At 46.2% G+C, this 18,795-nt stretch carries 18 protein-coding genes; 3 read left to right on the top strand and 15 right to left on the bottom strand.

Going from position 1 to position 18,795, the window contains the following annotated elements; all coding sequences use genetic code 11:
• Positions 1–32: 32 nt before the first annotated feature.
• From DFP97_RS23665 to DFP97_RS23630, 7 genes are all read right to left on the bottom strand, one after another.
• Positions 33–815, bottom strand: coding sequence for a DUF817 domain-containing protein (locus DFP97_RS23665; RefSeq protein WP_114382958.1), 783 nt, complete (start codon positions 813–815; stop codon positions 33–35).
• Positions 816–959: 144 nt separating this feature from the next.
• Entirely contained in the window at positions 960–1,955 is a 996-nt protein-coding gene (locus tag DFP97_RS23660) for a glycoside hydrolase family 43 protein (RefSeq protein WP_114382956.1), read from the bottom strand.
• The gene (locus DFP97_RS32350; protein ID WP_425453556.1) at positions 1,942–2,313 is read right to left on the bottom strand and encodes an ABC transporter permease; all 372 of its coding nucleotides are present in this window, start codon (positions 2,311–2,313) and stop codon (positions 1,942–1,944) included. Before DFP97_RS32350 ends, DFP97_RS23660 begins: the two co-directional genes overlap by 14 nt.
• A 24-nt stretch (positions 2,314–2,337) precedes the next feature.
• On the bottom strand, positions 2,338–4,014 hold the full coding sequence (locus tag DFP97_RS23650; protein WP_114382954.1) for an ABC transporter ATP-binding protein: 1,677 nt from the start codon (positions 4,012–4,014) through the stop codon (positions 2,338–2,340).
• A 48-nt stretch (positions 4,015–4,062) separates the two neighbouring features.
• Entirely contained in the window at positions 4,063–5,757 is a 1,695-nt protein-coding gene (locus tag DFP97_RS23645; protein WP_147275087.1) for an ABC transporter ATP-binding protein, read from the bottom strand.
• 539 nt (positions 5,758–6,296) lie between these two features.
• A complete protein-coding gene (locus DFP97_RS23635) occupies positions 6,297–6,674 on the bottom strand; it encodes a hypothetical protein (RefSeq protein WP_114382948.1) in 378 nt (125 codons plus the stop codon).
• A 290-nt stretch (positions 6,675–6,964) separates the two neighbouring features.
• Positions 6,965–7,747 (bottom strand): hypothetical protein, encoded by a 783-nt coding sequence (locus DFP97_RS23630; RefSeq protein WP_114382947.1) that lies wholly within the window; start codon positions 7,745–7,747, stop codon positions 6,965–6,967.
• 451 nt (positions 7,748–8,198) lie between these two features.
• Here DFP97_RS23630 and DFP97_RS31730 point away from each other — a divergent pair, with 451 nt between their 5' ends.
• Together DFP97_RS31730 and DFP97_RS23620 are read left to right on the top strand one after the other, a co-directional pair.
• Positions 8,199–8,480, top strand: a complete 282-nt coding sequence (locus DFP97_RS31730) for a hypothetical protein (RefSeq protein ID WP_245976565.1) — start codon at positions 8,199–8,201, stop codon at positions 8,478–8,480.
• Positions 8,481–8,916: 436 nt separating this feature from the next.
• Positions 8,917–10,212 carry an MFS transporter gene (locus DFP97_RS23620; protein ID WP_114382945.1) on the top strand — a complete coding sequence of 432 codons (1,296 nt, stop codon included), beginning with the start codon at positions 8,917–8,919 and terminating at the stop codon, positions 10,210–10,212.
• A gap of 277 nt (positions 10,213–10,489) precedes the next feature.
• Here the strand turns inward: DFP97_RS23620 and DFP97_RS23615 are convergent, their stop codons facing one another.
• The 4 genes from DFP97_RS23615 to DFP97_RS23600 form a co-directional block, all read right to left on the bottom strand.
• Positions 10,490–10,732 (bottom strand): hypothetical protein, encoded by a 243-nt coding sequence (locus tag DFP97_RS23615; protein WP_114382943.1) that lies wholly within the window; start codon positions 10,730–10,732, stop codon positions 10,490–10,492.
• Between the two features lie 49 nt (positions 10,733–10,781).
• Entirely contained in the window at positions 10,782–10,958 is a 177-nt protein-coding gene (locus DFP97_RS23610; protein ID WP_114382941.1) for a YozQ family protein, read from the bottom strand.
• 269 nt (positions 10,959–11,227) lie between these two features.
• Entirely contained in the window at positions 11,228–11,461 is a 234-nt protein-coding gene (locus tag DFP97_RS23605) for a hypothetical protein (RefSeq protein WP_114382939.1), read from the bottom strand.
• Positions 11,458–11,760, bottom strand: a complete 303-nt coding sequence (locus DFP97_RS23600; RefSeq protein WP_114382937.1) for a hypothetical protein — start codon at positions 11,758–11,760, stop codon at positions 11,458–11,460. Before DFP97_RS23600 ends, DFP97_RS23605 begins: the two co-directional genes overlap by 4 nt.
• 169 nt (positions 11,761–11,929) lie before the next feature.
• On the opposite strand from DFP97_RS23600, the gene DFP97_RS23595 reads away from it, so the two are divergent.
• Positions 11,930–12,127 carry a hypothetical protein gene (locus DFP97_RS23595; RefSeq protein ID WP_114382935.1) on the top strand — a complete coding sequence of 66 codons (198 nt, stop codon included), beginning with the start codon at positions 11,930–11,932 and terminating at the stop codon, positions 12,125–12,127.
• Positions 12,128–12,516: 389 nt separating this feature from the next.
• On the opposite strand, the gene DFP97_RS23590 is transcribed toward DFP97_RS23595, so the two are convergent.
• The 4 genes from DFP97_RS23590 to DFP97_RS23575 all read right to left on the bottom strand — a co-directional run bounded on the left by DFP97_RS23590 (position 12,517) and on the right by DFP97_RS23575 (position 18,684).
• Positions 12,517–12,699 (bottom strand): hypothetical protein, encoded by a 183-nt coding sequence (locus DFP97_RS23590; RefSeq protein WP_114382933.1) that lies wholly within the window; start codon positions 12,697–12,699, stop codon positions 12,517–12,519.
• Between the two features lie 118 nt (positions 12,700–12,817).
• Positions 12,818–13,786 carry an NAD(P)-dependent alcohol dehydrogenase gene (locus DFP97_RS23585; protein ID WP_114382931.1) on the bottom strand — a complete coding sequence of 323 codons (969 nt, stop codon included), beginning with the start codon at positions 13,784–13,786 and terminating at the stop codon, positions 12,818–12,820.
• The gene (locus tag DFP97_RS23580) at positions 13,767–14,516 is read right to left on the bottom strand and encodes a hypothetical protein (RefSeq protein WP_220271188.1); all 750 of its coding nucleotides are present in this window, start codon (positions 14,514–14,516) and stop codon (positions 13,767–13,769) included. The genes DFP97_RS23585 and DFP97_RS23580 overlap by 20 nt, the downstream gene beginning before the upstream one ends.
• A gap of 382 nt (positions 14,517–14,898) precedes the next feature.
• Positions 14,899–18,684: a cohesin domain-containing protein gene (locus tag DFP97_RS23575; RefSeq protein ID WP_114382930.1), complete on the bottom strand. Its 3,786-nt coding sequence runs from the start codon at positions 18,682–18,684 to the stop codon at positions 14,899–14,901.
• Positions 18,685–18,795: the final 111 nt, after the last annotated feature.

Below are 18,795 nucleotides of genomic sequence, written 5' to 3'. Positions count from 1 at the left end.
TTTTTAAAGCACTCTTTCATGGGAGCATATTCTTAGCTGGACCATGAATCTGTTTTCCGGCTCGCTTTAACATGTTTAAGCTGGGCAACAATAATGACGCTAATGATTACCAGAAGAAACCATGAACTGATCTTACTGAAGCTAACCAGTTGCCAGGCTTGGTACTGGTCAGGATATTTCCAAGCATTAAAAAATGTAGCTATATTTTCGGCTAACCAGATGAAAAAACCTACTAGGAAAAAAGCCAGGGTCAAAGGCATCCGATAAGTAATGGTCCGTACCCGATATATGATCCATGTTTTCCAAAAGACAATGAGCACAAGCGCCGTCAGCCACCAACGAAAATCAGGAATGAAATGATGAGTGAAAAAATTCAGATAGATGGCACCTCCTAGCAATCCCGCAGAAGTAAGCCCTGGCCAGCCGGTCATGCCCATCTTCAGTCTACGCCATACCTGACACATAAAGCTTGCGACACTTGCATACATAAATCCGCTATAGAGCGGTACACCGAGTAACTTCGTAAGCCCGGGCTCAGGGTATGACCATGATCCCATCCTTACCTTATATATTTCCAGCAACAAACCAATACAGTGAAATATAAAGATAACTTTTATTTCATCGCGTGTCTCTAATCCACTGCGGTACATGAGGTACTGCACTGTAAGCAGAATAAAAAGAATGGCGTCGTAACGGTAAATGAAAGGCACCTTTATTACGCTTGAAAGAGCTAAAGTCCCAAAGATCGCAATAGGAAATATGCAGCTCATCGCCTGATGATAGCCAAAATGCAGTAGTTGTATTATTGGTTTCAATGATATTATCTCCTTCCTATAAACGATGCCTTCCCAGTTCGTATACGTTTATTCCACAGCTAAATTACGTAGAACTCCCGAAAAAGTAATGAAGCTGCCCGATGCTGGCAGCTTCATATTATGATTTCTTGCGTTGTTCCACATCTATGCGCCTTGCAAATCTTCACGCGCCTTCACAATTTTGAAGCTAGCACCCGTATCTTCCATTTCGTACAGTTTGCACCTCGATTCAGGCATTTTGAACGGCTGATGGAGGATTAACATCCAGGTTCCTTCGAATGTTCGGAAAAGCATCCCGTGACCACTATCTTCTTTCACTAAAGGGGGGAGTTGTTCCCAAGGACCTTCCAGTTTTCCGGTTTTTGACCGCGCGATCGTCTGCACATAACTGCCTGACTGATAGCTCGACCAAAGCATGATCAGACTATCGCCCGAAGTTCGGTACAATTGGCATCCGTCCGTTACGTAAACACGAATGTTGTCGTCGGGTAGTACATCTTCGTTTTTCCAAGGTGCTTCTGAAGCATTGAATAGACGAATCGGGTCTCCGACCGCTTCTGATAAATCATCCTTTAATCGAACGCCTTCTATCGTGCCGTCAATCGTCTGGATCCACTCATGACAAAAAACCATCCACGGGGATCCGTCTTCCACATATAATGTCCCGTCTAGCGTCATCATCGTTTCCGGCAGAACATGCGCATCTTCTTTCAACAACCTGAAAGGTCCTTCCGGCGAATCGCTGACGGATATGACGGTTCCCCGCCAATGCTTAGAAAACCCATTTACGGGCTCACCTTCCAGTCGCCTGTCATTATTGTGCAACGTGACGAACAAGTAGTAGCACCCATTATACTCGTGGACTTCAGGAGCCCAAGCTCCATGCTGCGGATGGGCCCATACTCCGTCAGGGACGGTGAAAACAACATATGGCCCTTCCCACTCGGATAAATTCGTGCTTTTGTAAGTGATGACCCCGTAACGTTCCATTCCGTTCAACCTAGGTGCCCCTCCGGTATATAAGTAATAAACACCGGTACGGCTGTCTGTTAATACGAACGGGTCGTGTGCGGGAATATCGGCCAGACGGTGCCCCTTTTGCGGTTTATTTACATCGCAGGCGGCATTATAAACAGGCAACAGAAATCAACTCCTTATATGGTTCTCTACCTTGGCTTTGATCAAAGATATTTAATGTATTCTCTTCACAGGTTAATTTCCCTTCCATAATAGTGCGCGACCAGCCGTTCAAGAGCACGTTTCGCATCGCATCCGCGGCATAAGTAGTGGGGAAAATATAGGACAGCCACTGCAGCGGTGAGGGAAGCTGGTCAATCTCCACCATGACGGGCGAGAGGAAGGCGACGACCATCATAAGCGCTTGAACCAGCATGTTGGTCAACTGATGGTTCGGCGACCAGAAGCTGATCCAGCATCCGGCTTGCCTCCTGCTTCTCGATGAGATTATCTCTTTATAGTACCATCCAACATTATTCAAGTATTTATTTTCGTTTTTTAAAAATTAGAATGACAATAATTCTTTAAAAGATCCCTTGGCATTACGAAGTTGGGTTGCATTTCCTTCTTCGACGATCCGTCCGTTTTCCACGACGAGAATCTGATCTGCGTGCAAAATCCGTTCCAGTTTATGCGTGATCACAACCACTTTCCGTGTTTTCGAAACTTCTGAGATGGCCTTATGAATTAGCCCTTCCGATGTCGAATCCAGAGCGGATGTCGATTCATCTAGCACAAGTATCTTTGAATCACGGACCAAGGCCCGCGCTAATGCAATTCGCTGCTTTTGTCCGCCTGATAAATTGCCCCCGCCGTCAACTATCATTGTGGAATAACCGTCTTTCAGTTCGGTGATGAACGGGTGCGCGTTAGCCTCAATCGCCGCCCGTATAATCTCCCCTCGACTGGCATGCAAGTTGCCCAACCGAATATTTTCTTCGATTGTCCCTTCAAAGAGAAAAACCTTTTGCGGTACGTATGATATCAACTCAAGCCATTGATATCCGTAATAATGTTTCCCATTGATCAGGATTTGTCCATTTGTTGGAGCATGTACGCCTATTACCAACTTTGCAATTGTTGATTTTCCACTGCCGCTCTTGCCAACAATTGCTGTGATGCCGGTCCCTTCTAGATGGAAATTAAGCTCATCAAGCACTCGACGATCCTCACCGGGGAATTTAAAACTAACATGCTCGAAAGAGAGAGCGAACGGCGCCTGCTTCCCGTTTGATGGCAGCCAAGACTCATTGCCTCGCTTCTCGGATTGGCCAAACAATTCAGACAATCTTCTGAAGCCAGCCAAAGAGGTTTGTAGTTGTGCTATCGTTCCGCCGATCTGCGAGAAAGACGACGATACACTTATGCTTAATTGAACCAATGCCGTCAAAGTCCCTAGGCCAATCATGCCGTTTGTCAGCATAAACGCTCCTACGGCAAATGCGCCGCCGAAGTTAAAGAATGCAATCAGGTAGTTTACACTTTCCAACTTGGCTACCCTGTCGCCACGCGTGTTCTCCAGTTTTACTAATCCATCATTTACCCGATTGAATCTCCTAGTAATGACGGCATGGATATTCAGCATTTTAATTACCGTAATACCAGCGAGCACATCCAACAGTCGGGCCGTTCTAACGCCTAGTCTTCTTTGAATGATATCGCTGACGGAGCGAAGTGGTTTGGAAAATAAGCTGACCAAGATAGCGGAGAAAAACCCTACACCTACTAAAAACAAGCCGATTTTCCAATCGAGGTACATCATAGAAACTATTGAACCAAGACTAATGAAAATATGGAACAGAATATTTTTAATTTGTGAATCGAATATCGAACTAATCGTTCGAACGTCATTATTAAAGAGGGAGAGCAGATACCCGCTATGATTGCTCTCAAAAAAGCTTAGCGGCAAACGATTGATCTTTTTATATACAGCCAGCATAATAGCGTTCATTATTTTTTTCACAGCCATTTGATACACATAGTAGAAAATCGGCGAAGCGGTCACCAATAGAACGATCGGTATCAGAAAGAATAGAGAGCTTTTAATCAACAAATCACTATTAAGCTTAATGGACGCATCGAATAAATATTTCCAAGCGAAAGCTTGCATTACGATCAAGCTTGCGTGCACAGCACAATCACCGACCATCCCGATACCATAAGCGAATAGTTGAGGTCTCATGTACTTCCATAGATGATTTTTCGGTTTAATAACTACCACCTCTTCCAATCAGGTAAAGGAACCATACAACTGGTTATACAATCCGCAGTTATTTAGTAATTGTTCATGTGACCCCCGCGATACAATGGTGCCCTTATCCATAACTACAATTTCGTCCGCCTTAGTGATTGTAGGCAGTCTGTGGGCCACGATGATGATCGTCCGATGCCCCTTCATCTCAGCGATAGATTTCTGAAAGTACTCTTCAGAAATTTTATCCAGCGCCGAAGTAGGTTCATCCATGATTACGATTTGTGAATCCTTTATAAGCGCCCGGGCCAAGCCTAATCGTTGCTTTTGCCCACCGGACAGGTTTCCGCCATTCTCAGCTACCTTTGTGTCAAACCCGGATTTAAGCTCCCTGATAAATTCGGTGGCATATGCAGCCTCAGCAGCAGCCGCAATGTCAATTTTGCCTGAACGCATCTGTCCATATTGAATATTTTTGGAAATCGTTACAGGAAATAAATGCGTATCCTGCGATATGTACGAGATCTGCTCCCTAATCAACGGATAGCTTTCACGGTTGAATTCCCGACCAAGAACACTCACCGTCCCTTCAATCGGTTCGTAGAGCCCGCACATCAATTTGGCTAGAGTACTTTTTCCGCTGCCGCTCGGCCCTACTATTGCAACCATTTTGTTTTTCTCGATTTGTAACTGAAAGTCTTGAAGCACCGGCCTCCCGTCGTCATACTGAAACGTCACGCGATCTAAAGAAACGGCGCAGGAATCAGGTTGGTCGTAATTACCTGGAGACTGGTGGCTCCACTCTTCCGGGACATCGAGCAGTGCAAATACCCGGCCGGATGCCGCCGTTGCCTGTCTTAGGCTAGAAAGCAGCCACGGTAACGTCACAGGGGGACGGACCAAGTATTTCAGCAAATAAATGAAGACCAGCAGCTGACCCGGGGTTATTTCTTGACGAAGGGTTAAATACCCGCCGTACAAAATGGTTATGGCATAGGGAACAGCTTGTAAAACCATTCCTATTCCCGGTAAAAGGGAGCGGCGCCTTTCAATTTTCAGATATAAATCGAGTGATTCCGTTAGACGCTCTCGAAACGCTTCGGTCATATGACTATTGAGGTTGTACGCATGGATAACCTCGATCCCGTCAACCGTTTGCTTAACCGATGCGCTAATCTCACCCATATTCTGTTGGTATCTCTCCGTTGAGGTGCCGATATTTTTACTTATATAATTCGCTGCATACATGAACGTTGGAATAACGATCACGTTAACCAAGAGCATCTGCCAGTTGATGAATAACAGATAGACAAATGCCGCGACAAATACAAGTGGTTGATATAGCAAGTTGCTCAGACCGTTTTTCATGAAGTCTTCCAATAGACCAACGTCATTAGACAGCTTCGAAGCAATTTCCCCGGATTTTTGTTTTTCGGTATAGACTAAAGGCAGCTTTGAAATTTTTCCCACTATAACCTTCCTTATGTCCCTAATTGTGGAGGTTGTAAGACGAGTCGCCCCATAGCTGGTGATGTAGGTTGTCATGCCCCCAATAATTACCGTTCCGACAAGCGCAATAACAATACTGAAAAGCGAGCTTTTATCCGATGCTAGGGCACCATCAATTAGCCGATTCGTTAATTCGCCAACTATAATCTCAATGAGTACAGAAATAACCAGCGAAATTACAGTGAGGAGAAGCCACTTATAATGTGGTCTAATATAGCCGGACATTGCCTTCAAAAAATCTTTATTAACCAGGATATTTTCCCTCCCCTAATGTGTGAGCCCCAAAAAGGGCTTACTCTTTTCGAGATCGCGATCAACGGACTTCCTTTTTCACATCTAATGTGGGAGTTTGCTAGTCCATTAAATATGAAGACTTCAAAGTGACTATTAATCTATGAACCCCACCAGGATATTTTCATGATAACAGTATCATAAATTCATTATAACAGCAATATTAAATTTATATTAAACGCTGTATTATAAATGTTTTTTGACACTGTTACAGAATACTAAAAATACTATAACAGTCTGGAAACAGTACACATTTTGTCATTCGACAACACATGAATATTACATCAGCACTTTTCCGTTTATTTTAAGGTTATTTGCTCAATGCAAGATCTCTCCTAACTGTTTTAAAAATAAAAAACACAGGCTGGCTGCCTGTGTTCACGTAATCGATAAAAAGAATAGAGTGATCGCGTTACGAATACCTCGTCGACGAATCGAATACATGTCAAAACACAGACACATGTAACTTGACCTCAGCTTATAAACTCAGCTTGGTATGAATTGGATCCACAATGCACGGAAAGCAGAGTATTCGCATAACCTACCAGCCGGTTAACGATCTCTTCGCTAATCGCATACACGAGTGCATGGTGCTCAAGAAGGTGCAGCTGCGGATCATCTAATATAACGGTCGTATTAATAAAAACATCTTTGTTGCCTATTAGGTCGTAATGAACGATTGTTTTGCCGGCTGCTCCACCGCTATACGGGTCTTGATAGCCCGGTAAAAAGACGTACCATTCCTCAGCCGTGGCCGAACGAAAGTTTTTCGTGAATTTTATTCCATCAACCACCTTAGCGATATGTTCCTTTACTTTACGTGGTAAGGCCTCGACTACATTATGGTCCATTGTTTTATTTCTCCTTTTCGATGGCATAATAATTCTCAAGAGAGGAGGCGATCCTTTGACTAAAAAGAAAAGCAAGCCGCCTGAATTTGAGCTGCCGCATGATAATCCAGTGAAGGTTAAAATTAAACCTTCGTCCCGGAAATGAACTGATTCCAGCCATAGAAAGTAAAAGAGCCTCCTATAGGGGCTCTTTATTATTATGTATACAACCCCGGCGAACCGGGGCTGCTGATCAAATCTTTCGAAGATCTAATCTCAAGCCCAATCAGCCTTTATCCAAAGGAGAGTGGTTATCGTGTTGAACCGCCCATATGATTGGTCGTAGTTCCGGCATCAGTCATACCCGTACCTTGCCCGGCGGGGTTAACATGTTTCAATAGAAAGCTGAGGTCCCGTCCGATTTCGGTAGCCTTTGTACTTGGATTCATACTGTTCAAATTATATTGTAACCGGTTCAGAGCTTTAATGGCTCCTTTGTCCGTCACTTGCCATACCCGCCGGCTCGCGTTGCCCATTGCCTGATTCGACATGCCCGTTGTCCCGCCAAGGCCTTCGTTGCCGGTTGTTCCATTTGCAATGCCCGTTGTCCCGCCAAAGCCTCCATTGCCGGTTGTACCATTCGTAATGCCCGTTGTCCCGTCGGTGTCATTTGCCGTGCCCATTACCCCGCTGCGGCCCCTGTTGTCACTGCCGTCCCCGGCAACGATCAGTACGTCGCCGATTAACAATGCGTTTGCTGTACTTGTCATCGTTCCGGTGCGTCCGCCAATACCGGTACCTTCGTTTCCGTAAAGTCCCGTAGTTCCATTCACTCCATAGCCCGTAATATTGGAACGGTTCACTCCTCCGTTCCCTGTGTTCCCTGTGCCGCGCAAGTGGCGCATACGGGCATCTTCCGCCGTATTGCTGATACGGTCACGTTCTGCGAGTAAGAAGCCTTGATTCGTTCCACGGGTTGTAAACCCGTTATTGTTGCCGGGTGTGTTCCTGTTTGTGTCGGTTATGCCACAACCGGCCAGCAGCATTGTGGACAAGCCGATTGCACACGCAAGCGAGAGCGCCTTTTTCTTCAAATCGTTATCCTCCCTTATTTGCAAGTTCGGTTTCCCCGCTATTCGCCTTATGTTAGCCCTTCAGCGATAACAGCCAGTTGGCATGACAATCACTGCACAAGACCTCGAACCGTTCTTCGGTCCCATCTTTTCCATAAACGGTAAAAGTATGGACGGAATCGGAAGGCTGTTCACAGTGGTAACAACAGTACTTCATCAAACGTCACCTCGCCAGTTTTCCGGATCGCCACAGGGTCGGATCCAGTACGGATTTTTCAACCGCAACTCTAGAATCCCGCCACAAAATGCGGTTTATTCAGCTTAAGAAGGCGGATATTTACCAAAACAGTTAACGATTTCAGCATGAGCTCAACGCCTGATGTTATTTGCTAAACGTGTATTTGTCACAAATGCATTAAATACTTAATAGCAGGAAACAATTTCACATAAAAGGAAATTAGGGGTTATGAAAATGACTAAAGAACAGTACGATGCGTTAGAACAACTACGACATATAAAAAAATCTTTTTCAATCGAATCGTTTGATTATTGGATTAACTTTTCAAACGCAAGCACATGGCAGTTCTGGGTTAATATCGCTTTATTAGTGTTTCCTTTAATCACTTTGTATATTTGTATTGATAAAAGTAAGGCTTTTCATATCGGTTTTTTTGGATTTAACATCCATATATGGTTTACATACATTGACCAATTTGGTGTGCTTCATGGTCTTTGGCAATACCATACAAAGTAGTCCCATTTATGCCATTAAGTTTCGTATTAGATGTTTCTTTAGTTCCCGTTGTATACATGCTTGTTTATCAATGGACTGTTAATAACCATAAGAGTCCCTACCTTTATTTAACGTTACTTAGTGCTGTTTTTGCCTTCATTTTTAAGCCGATTCTGTCATGGCTTGATTTGTTCAAACTGTATGAAGGAGTGAACTTTGTAACTTTATTTTGTGGTTACTTGGTCCTTATGCTTGTTTCGATTTGGATTACCGCCTTCTTCTTACATCTCCAAAGATCTGTATCCAAACGAACAGAGATATAGCAGTTAACTCCTTTCTATTCCTAATGTTATTTTGCCTAAGCGGGATAATAAGAGCCTAAAATGGAATGATAAATGTTGCCCGTCAAAAGTCATCATGGTCTAAATATTACATTTGATTAGAAAGAGGAAAAAATATGGAGAAGGCTAAATCACGGAAGCTTAACATAACATTTAAAAGCGATATTGACCTAACGGAATTAAATGAATCAAAAGGAACGGAATCAAAGTCAGAAGGCGGTTCAAAAGGACGGATTTGGGAGTTTATTGCGATAGCCACTATCCCAATGGTGCTCGTATTTGGCAACTCGATGCTGGTTCCGGTACTCCCCGAAATGCAGAGGGAGCTTGAAATCAGCAAATTTCAAAGCAGCTTGATTATATCCATATTCTCCTTGGCCGCCGGGTTATTTATTCCGATAATCGGTTATTTATCGGACCGCTTCGGCCGAAAAGCCATTATCGTTCCGGCATTGATTATTTATGGAGGAGGCGGGGTCCTGGCCGGGTTTGGAGCCATTTGGAGTTCCTATTCAATCATTATTATTGCGAGGGCTATTCAAGGACTTGCAGCCGCAGGAACCGCACCAATCGCGATGGCGCTTGTAGGCGATTTATATAATGGAGGAACTGAAAGCAAGGCTCTTGGCTTGACCGAGGCTTCTAATGGGACGGGGAAAGTTCTAAGTCCGATTATCGGTTCCTTGCTTGCTTTAATCGTATGGTACGCCTCCTTTTTCGCATTTCCGGTGTTTTGTGCCTTGTCTCTACTTGCAGTCCTCTTTTTGATTAAAGAACCGAAGCATAATCAAAAGCAAGAATTAAAGGAGTATCTCAGAAAAATTAGACAGCAATTTAAGGAAAAGGGCCGGTGGTTGATTACTTCATTTTTTGCAGGTTCATTAGGTCTTTTCATTTTGTTCGGCGTTCTTTTTTATTTGTCAAACATTCTTGAAGAGGAACCTTATAACATCGATGGCGTCATAAAAGGCATGATATTGGCCATTCCACTCCTTGGTATGGTCATCACTTCTTATACGACAGGGAGTCTGATTAAAAAGAATGGTAAATTGATGCGTTGGCTTATGAATATCGGATTGATTGCCATGACCCTATCTCTCGCTTCCAGTATTTTCTCTTTTAAAAACATTTACTTATTTATTGGATTGTTAACGATTAGCAGTATCGGAACTGGGCTGCTTCTGCCATGCTTAAATACGATGATCACCGGTGCCGTTCAGAAAAGTGAACGTGGAATGATTACCTCTCTTTACAACAGTTTGCGATTTTTAGGCGTAGCAGCCGGGCCCCCTTTATTCGGTTGGATGATGGACAAGTCGGACCGGCTTGTTTTCATCACCGTATCATCTCTATCTTTGCTTACTTTAGGTTTGGTATTCTTCTTAATTAAGCCCCCTCCCAAGGTCAACTAAACAAAAATGTGATCAACGCGAAAGCCACGGGCGCTCAAAGCGGGCATTATTACCCTGCTTAAAGCCGGTCGGTTCGCTAGGGCGGACCGACTTTACGATCTGAGGGATCCCATTCAAAAAATAAAAAAACAAGCTTCTGCATGTTCCTTAAAAAGAAAACCTTGATGCATCAAGCAAGGTTTTTTTCGCTTGCCTTACAAGCCAAAAAATATGAGGAGGAACTCCTCCTCATATTTTCTCTATAGCCTTTCCTTGTTCCTATAGTCTTTAATTCAATTTAAGGTTCATAGTCCGGCGGAAATTCACGGGGTAATCCCTCATGTAAATTCTTATTTTCATAACCATATGGATTAGATACACGTTGATCTTGACGCCAAGGTGTACTCTTACCAATATCTTCTGATGGAATGCAGGAGCCATAAGGACCTTCAGGAAATTCTTCCGCTGTTAATTCATTTCTCCGTGATTCAACTGTAGCAAGTTCGGAATAGCTTGTGTTTTTTTCATGTTTATTTTTCATGGTCCTCTCCTCTAACTTTATAATTTGGGTTTATCATTTGTCATTTATTTTAATCAATTTTGTCTTCAATTCGTGCTGAAAAGGGTGTGTTTTTTATCTGGATCTTCTCGTCAGCAAGCTGGTGAATTCCGTCACTTGTTCCTGCTGCATAAACATCCGAAAACTGTTCATGGGTTAAAGCATTCCCTTCCAACTTCCGGTGATCAAGTTCATTATTATTTTCCATGGCCTTCACCTCCTATCTGAACATGGTTATTATGCCATGATTGGATTTCAGATAGTCACACGTCCTGATCAACCACATATACCCGATACAGGTTCCGACTTAGTCACTGAATGCGGAAAAAAACTTTCTGGTTCTCTCATAGATGCTTCACAGCTGGCTGTGACAGCAGAAGCGGATTGGGAAGCAGGGGCTAAGCTAGTAACGCTGGAGACGCGTATTAGCGAAGCAAAAAAGCACCGCCCTCAATAAAGAGTCGGTGCTTCCACATTTTAGCGGGGTGCCCATTCGTTCCACATTTCTTTCACCACTTGCAACTTTCCGACCTCAAGCAGGCCAATAACTTCTGTGTACTGCATATCAGTCCATCCAGATGTGATCGTACCGTCCTTCATCCGAGCCACATACGCAACAGATTCGATCTCATCCTCATCCTTAATGCAGGAAAGCAGATGTTCTAACAAATAAGTGGGAGATATGGTGTCTTCGGTGTCAGAGCCGTTCATTTGGTCTCCCCCTTTAGCCGAGAAACTACGCTTATAACTGTATCTAACGGACCTTGTTCTGAATTAGGGGCAAGCGCTGTTTTTTGTAATGCAAAGCCAATCTGGGTGCAAATCCATCGCCATAAAGTTTCTGTATCGCCCATTGTGCCCGAATGGTCCCTCACTCTAAACACGATGTCCGCCATCACCGCTTCCAAGGCCGCCTTAACGAACTCAATCTCTTCCATCGGTTCTCGTTCCGACTCCATTCGTACTCTGAACCAGTCATTATATCTTATTTCGTAAATCGTCTTCTCCATTATGTAGCGCCCTCCGTTCATAACTATTAATTTGGTTGTGTGAGAGATAAATTATGCGCAAGAAGTATGGTTCTGTTTAACGAACCAAATCCGGAATAGTTACCCTCAATTTTGGACAAAATTAATCAAGAAATTTATGCTATCAGATTAAAAAGGATGGGATCTCACCATGTTTAAAGGCATTCAGAGAAATCTAGAAAACCAAAATTCAGCTGCTACGGAAGAGATACCGTCTACCTCTTCCAAAGAAGGCAACGGGAACGATACCCAAATAAAATCTGAGCAAGTCACGATCAAAGAAAAAGACCAAATCGCATCGGAGAAACTGCGTTACGATAACGCCGATAGCATCTATCCTGGTACTTAACAGCTCAGTTCCCTGATGCCGCTGCTGTTAGTTTGTAACCAGAAGCCTATAGATGAATACCTTAGTTACAGCTGTAGGCACATCACCAATTTATCGGGAGGTTTATTAAGATAATGAATCATATTAATGAAATTGAAACGAACGGTAAACGAAGTAACTGACCCGGCCTTAAAACAGTTATATATACAAACCATCAATGCTACAATTTAGAACAATTATTAGCAAATGACATACAGAATGCTCAACTCGCATTAAATTTTTAATAATTTTCACCTAACTAAATAAAAAAAAAGGAAGTGATCATGTTGGACTGTAATGATCGCTTCCTCATAGCCCGCAGATAAATGACAAAGCCATATCGGAAAAGGATATATGGTTGTTGCTCTTGCTTAATAATCCCAAGCATCCACATCTATCTCAACTTCATGAGCGTTTCCGACTATCTCAATTAGTTTCCTTTTACCCTCTTCTAAATCCCTTGCAAAAACCTTTAATTCTGTAGATTCGTCACCAACTAACGTGAATGTGTACAACGTCCCAAGCCAAGTCTGAAGCTCCCATTTCATCTTCAAACACCGAAACCTCCCTATTCAATATGTTATTGCCTTGTTTTAATACTAAACAAAAAACTAAAAAACAATACCTATGCTCCTGTCAAAAGAAAATATAAACCTAAAAAGTATTATTACATCAACCTTGTCGAACGGTTAAAACCACGTTGCCTTTCTTATGGCCCTGCTCCGCATAGCGGTGTGCCTCCGCGGCTTGCTCCAGTGGATAACGGCGGTCGATGACCGAACGCAGCTCGCCACCCTCGATCAGTTCCTTCAAATAGGTCAAGTCTTCAGCGTTTTCCTTCATTGTTCCGCCGACCACCTTCTTGTCGCTCGTCAAGTTGATCCATAACCCGCGAAAGATTAGTACAGGACTCACATGGAACGCTCGCAGGTAGAAACCGTTCGGTGTGAGACGCTTGACACAAACCTTGAATGGACTCTTACCTACCGTATCGAAAATGATATCGTAGGCCGGACCACCATCTGCGAACTGCTCTTTCGTATAATCGATGACTCGGTCGGCACCCAGCGATCTCACCAACTCCACATTCGACGTGCTGCAAACTCCGGTCACTTCCGCACCGAAATGCTTTGCTAGCTGAACTGCATACGTCCCAACGCTGCCTGAAGCGCCATAAATCAGAACGCGCATGCCGCGCTGGATGCAGCCCTTCCGGAGAAATTGCAAGGCAGTATAGGCGCCGACCGGAACCGCAGCCGCCTCCTCGAACGTCATGTTCTCCGGCTTGAGCGCAACGCTGCCGGTCTCACTCAGGCATTTGTATTCGGCATACGCACCGAAACTGGTTCCACAGGCGGCATAGATGGCATCCCCTGGCTTGAAGCGAGTAACGCCGCTGCCCGTCGATTCAACTACGCCGGCCAGTTCGAATCCGAGAATCCTGACGCGTTTAGGTCTCCACAAACCGTTGAATAGCCGCGCCAGGAAAGGATCTGCCTTGCGTAAGCGCCAATCCCCCGCTGCAGCGGTTGCAGCATAGACCTTAATCAATATCTCGTCGTCTTTAGGTACAGGCTTGGCGACTTCCCGCAGCTGTAGTACATTCGGTGGCCCGTACCGCTCATATACGATCGCTTTCATCCCTTGCTCCTCCATTCACTTTCCTAATCTGTAAGGGTGTCGGGACTTTCTCTCGCCGTTCAGACCAAAGTGCATATCCCAACCAAGCCAGAGCTACCCCCATCGGTACCGCCAAAAACCGATCAAGCGGGTGTGGGAGCAGCGAAGACGCGAGGGTCGACATGGCAGCAAAAGCAAGCAGACCTGCCGCCCAGCGCGGCAGGATACCGGCACGGAACGTAGCCATGCCAAGTATCAGGCCGCCAAGAATATACATTCCCCCTGCTAGCGGCGCTGCCGAAGGGAGGGCTCCGAGGTTAACCTCGCTGGCGGACCCACTGAAGATCCCCAAGAAGCCCTCTATAAACTTCGGTGCGTCGGTCACCAATAGCGGCAAAATAAAGGCTTCGACGAATGTAAAAGCCGTCGTGGCTATCCAAAACAGGCTAAACAGTAGAAAGCCTGCCAAACCAAGCCAACCGGCCTCTTTCACTTGTCTGGCGTAGATCCCCGTAATACCGAGCAGGCCAAAAAGGGACATGGCGATCGTCAAATAGTGGACGATGGCCCATGTGCTGGTGGTGACTGACGCAAGATTTTCAGTTGGATGGATCGGTTGAATGACTATGAAAAGGATCCCTGCGAACATACCTGCTAAACCTGCCCAACGGATGAGATTCGAGGCTGTAATCTTCATTTTGCTCTCCTTATTGTTCCCTTTAATGACTGCGGTCTGGCGATTGGTGTTCATGTCGGCCCACCTTGCATCAAGGTGTCTCTTAAGGCGAATTTCGTACAGTTCAGGCTCGTGCTCCTGCCTACATTCCTTTCCTTAATCTAAAGATACACTTTCATATGGTGAGACGGCATCACCACATGTGGTGATTGATGTGGTGATTTGTGAATCGGGAGGTTGTCCGGGAGAAAAAAAAGCCCCGGCACTGGTTCACTAAACCTGCCAGGGCCGGGGGTGGTGGTTGCGGGCGCACTACAAATCCAGTTCCTCTGCCCTAACCAAAAAAGGAGAGTCTATTTACTGCTCATATTTGGCGAAAAGAAGAGCCTATCCGCAGCCGCAGATAGGCTCTTCATAAAAGTTCAATCCGCTAACACAGTATTCGGATTATCCTGTCTTATTTGTCCGAATTAACTAGTCTGCTGGAGGCGTATAACTCGATCTCCGCGACGTTCCCGTAACCGCCGTCCGGAGCGACATACCGCACCCAGCGATATGGAGTATCCGTTACAATTTCAACCGTATTCCAATCAACGACAGGGGTTGCTGTGATCTTGTACAAATCGACGAAACCGCTGTTCGGTCCTTCGTTCGACCCTTGAAAGATCCCGCCAACCATCCGGGATGCGAACGTTGACCGCGGGTAGTACCTTATTTGGGTAATGACGGCCTCATTGCCTTCGCCCAGATCAACCCCGGTTTTTCCGCCGTTCGCCTTGCTGTAATCATAATAGGTATTTACGCTGCCATCCCATGCTTTGTCAAATTCACCGCCGGGCGACCACGGAGGTCCTTCACCATATGGAGTGCCCGAAAGCCGGACTAGCTGGCCGGTAACATTGACGTATTGTTCCCCGATCACGCCGGAGCCGTCAGCCGCCTCGGCCGTCACTTTCACCAGTCCGTTTATACCTTGGCCGGAAGGTGAAAGCAATCCGTTTGCATCGATAGAGGCAATATCGGTATCCGTCCCATCCGGTGCGGAAACGGACCAGTGGACCGGCGTAAACGCGTTCGCTGGCTTTACCTCGGCCGACATTTGCAGCGTACCCCGATTCGTCTCGATCGCAGTCCTTCCCTCTTCCCCGCTAACTCCAATATCCGTCACATCGTCATAAAGACGGAGCTGAACGTTCGTACCGTTCAGCGCCTGCACTCCGCCATCTGCATCTGTAACGACAGTATCCGAGACGACGACGTCCGCGCTTAACCGTTCTGTTACGTTTGCCTCCAGCTTGAGTTTGAACAGCTCGCCCATCGGAATATCCGCCGCTTCTTCGCCGGTAATCGATACGTTAATTGTACCTGCATTTGTCTCTTCTGCAGTCACGACAATTCCCTCCATCGCGGCCGCTGCATCGATGTATGTCAAAAGCTCGGGATTGTACCCGACTGTCAGCATAACGCTTTTCGCTCCGTTCGGTAAACCGGAGAGGTTGTACGTCAAATTGACCGTTTCTCCTACTTTGACCGACGACCCGCCGGATAACGTTGCCACCGGTCCTTCAGCAGTAAGAGGAGCAACGTCTATCCTGTCAAAATTGGGGGCATATGTCTCATAAGAAGGCTCTTCTGTATCATTGTAGAAGCGTATCGTGTTTGCGCCCTCTTGAAGCTCTACTTCGAGCACGACCGAGCGAAACGACTCCCAGCTGTAGGTGCTGCGGAAATACAACTTCTCCGCTTCCGCACCGTTCACGCTTATCATTGCATGCCGCTCCACAACGTTGGCATTGTAGGAGTGATTGCCTACCTGCTCGTTGTTCGCGTAATGAACGACAAGCTTATAGGTGCCGCTCTTTGGAACGTTAATATCATTAAACTGTAAATAATTATCCGCCCCCATGCCCACCCAGCCGACATATTCGCCGCTCGATGCATAACCGCTGTTTACGGCTGCAGCAGTACCTGCAAGCGTGTTGCCTTCGTTCTCCGCTTCGATTGACGTAACATTTTCATCTGTAACATCCGGTGCTGCCGTTACATCGAGCGCATCCAGCTTCACGCTGGCCTTCGAACTTTCCACATCGACCAGATTGATGCCCGCTTTCAAAAAGACCGTTGCATACGCGGTTCGCCATCCGTCCGTCGAATCATTGCCTGAGAGCATCAGCTCCTGATTACGGTTCAGCGTCAACGCAAGCAAGGAGTTGGAATTCCCATTCGTCGCGTAACGAAACTTCAATTGGTAGTAGCCGTCCTGCCCGGCATTGATTACGAACCGGGCGGAAGATTTGCCGGCAGGAAGGCTTGCGTAACCGGTGCCTTCGTAACCGTCTGTCTTGACGTCGACAGACGATTTGCCGCTCAATTCCGCATATTCCGCCTCATAACGGTCCGTTACCCGTGCGATATTACCTTTATAACTTCCCGCAAGCGTCAAGTCGATGCGGTCAAGCAGTGCAACCCGTGTGGCTTGTCCGCTTACGGACACCGGCAAACCGGAGAACTTAAGCTGATGCTTGCCCGCTTTCAAGTCGACGTAAACCTTTTGGATACCGATAAATTTGAAGTCCAGATTAGCCGGATAAATAATCTCACCAGCATCTTCCCCGTCGATGGCGAAAGCATGTTTTGCCGTCACCCGCTTCGGCGCGACTTCGGTTCCCGGCCCTGTAGGTCCATTGCCGTAAAAGATGTCCATCGCATATTTGCCGTCTTCCGGTATGTTTACGGTGAATGTCACGCTGCTGTCTTTGCTGTCGATCGAGCCAACCTGTTTTCCGTTGGATGACGACCACTCGATATAAGAGCTGCTGCCAGCCAAATCAAATACCTTTGATAGTCCTTTGAGCTGAGCATTTTCCGCTTCATAGGTCGCTTTCCACGGCTGTTTCGAATAAACCGTATTCGCCGACGCTGGCGTGATGACCGCCTTGTAAGCCGACATTTCATTCATATCCGCAACGGGAATAACGACTTCACCATTCAGGACCGTATAGTCGCCTTCCTGCACGACGGTCGGCGTTCCAGCTGCCCCATCGTACCCGGTCCAGCCGCTTTCCCATACCGTCACATGAATCTTCTTGTCGAATATGCCGCTGGCCTTCAGCCCTTGAAGGACTAGGTCCGCTCCGCCGCTTACTCCGCCAAAGACAATGCGGGCCTGCTTCTTTTCTTCATCGACCGCAGCGATGCCGTCGAGCCCTTTGGCCTTTCCATTAGGAGGCGTTACCTGCACGGTCCGGCTGCCAACCATATCAGCCGTCCATTTGTACAGCCACCATGCGCCGTTTACGCGGTTGCTCTCCACGACGAGGTCGTTCAAATTGTCGGCCGCATGCCAATAAGGCAGCTCGGCGTATACTTTGCTTCTTTCAAAGCGGGATAAATATTGCACTAGCATCCCGGGAACCGACGGGTCGCGTGGACGGGCATATTCGTTAATGTGGATTTCGAGCGGCCCGATGCCAAGCGACTTCTCAATTGCTCGGTAATTCGCGTAGTTAGCATCCCAGCTGGTGAAGAAGCTGTCTGATAATTCGTGCCACGTCACGATGTCCGGAAGTACATCGTTTTCTTTCGCGAAAGTAAAGAAATCCGCAAAGACATTGTTGTTGTACGAAGCGAAATTCGGGCCGGCAATGAGTGGTCGGCCAAGGCCTTCCGTCTCATACAAGCCGCGGATTTTTTCGACCACCGCCTGCCAATCCGCGAAAAATTTCGCCTCTACCGCTTTGTCTCCGCCGATGTTCGAATACCAGATATAATCCGGCTCGTTAAACGGAACATATACAATTTTGTTCCGATTCGGATGTGCAAGCACCTTGCCGACGATTGTCTCCACCTTCGCCAGATAATCGTCCATGCCGGCGTACTCATACGGCCAGTTTTGATAGATATCCTGCATATAAACTTGAATCTGCTTTCCGCCCGCTTCGAAGAAATAATCCGATATTTTTAGCGCATCCCCGTTCGGATGCTGCAGCCCATCCGGCGCTTTCTGCACCGCTGTATGCGGCTTCAGCGGAATGAGGGTATTGATATCGGGCACGTTCGGCTCGCTCATTCCGTACAGAAATCCGGTACCGCCGTTCAGCATTTCGCCGGTATCGGCAGACATATCGACGACAAGCCGCTGGCCCCCCGATGCAGCATCAGCCTGTCGGGCCGCCGTAAACCCGAGGCCGGTAACGCCCACAATGAATGCGAGTATGCCAATAGCCAGACGTTTCTTCTTCATATATAATTTCCTCCTCTTTCCACATATGTATACGCTTCCAATTATAAAAGCCGTCAATCTTTTACGGTAGGTGACAATATTAAGATCATTGTTTAAAATGTTCCGGTTTCA

Origin of the sequence: Paenibacillus prosopidis, from assembly GCF_003337375.1 — a bacterium.
GTDB classification, from domain to species: Bacteria; Bacillota; Bacilli; order Paenibacillales; family Paenibacillaceae; genus Pristimantibacillus; species Pristimantibacillus prosopidis.
This window is presented reverse-complemented; position numbering and strand designations above follow the sequence as displayed.

What these genes read in the sequence shown, in the direction of transcription:
- DFP97_RS23650 (WP_114382954.1), bottom strand. Translation starts at nt 4,014, where the DNA reads ATGAGACCTCAACTATTCGCTTATGGTATCGGGATGGTCGGTGATTGT.
- DFP97_RS23575 (WP_114382930.1), bottom strand. Translation starts at nt 18,684, where the DNA reads ATGAAGAAGAAACGTCTGGCTATTGGCATACTCGCATTCATTGTGGGC.
- DFP97_RS23645 (WP_147275087.1), bottom strand. Translation starts at nt 5,757, where the DNA reads ATGTCCGGCTATATTAGACCACATTATAAGTGGCTTCTCCTCACTGTA.
- DFP97_RS23605 (WP_114382939.1), bottom strand. Translation starts at nt 11,461, where the DNA reads ATGAACGGCTCTGACACCGAAGACACCATATCTCCCACTTATTTGTTA.
- DFP97_RS31730 (WP_245976565.1), top strand. Translation starts at nt 8,199, where the DNA reads ATGACTAAAGAACAGTACGATGCGTTAGAACAACTACGACATATAAAA.
- DFP97_RS23585 (WP_114382931.1), bottom strand. Translation starts at nt 13,786, where the DNA reads ATGAAAGCGATCGTATATGAGCGGTACGGGCCACCGAATGTACTACAG.
- DFP97_RS23580 (WP_220271188.1), bottom strand. Translation starts at nt 14,516, where the DNA reads ATGAACACCAATCGCCAGACCGCAGTCATTAAAGGGAACAATAAGGAG.
- DFP97_RS23600 (WP_114382937.1), bottom strand. Translation starts at nt 11,760, where the DNA reads ATGGAGAAGACGATTTACGAAATAAGATATAATGACTGGTTCAGAGTA.
- DFP97_RS23595 (WP_114382935.1), top strand. Translation starts at nt 11,930, where the DNA reads ATGTTTAAAGGCATTCAGAGAAATCTAGAAAACCAAAATTCAGCTGCT.
- DFP97_RS23615 (WP_114382943.1), bottom strand. Translation starts at nt 10,732, where the DNA reads ATGAAAAATAAACATGAAAAAAACACAAGCTATTCCGAACTTGCTACA.
- DFP97_RS23620 (WP_114382945.1), top strand. Translation starts at nt 8,917, where the DNA reads ATGGAGAAGGCTAAATCACGGAAGCTTAACATAACATTTAAAAGCGAT.
- DFP97_RS23635 (WP_114382948.1), bottom strand. Translation starts at nt 6,674, where the DNA reads ATGGACCATAATGTAGTCGAGGCCTTACCACGTAAAGTAAAGGAACAT.
- DFP97_RS23610 (WP_114382941.1), bottom strand. Translation starts at nt 10,958, where the DNA reads ATGGAAAATAATAATGAACTTGATCACCGGAAGTTGGAAGGGAATGCT.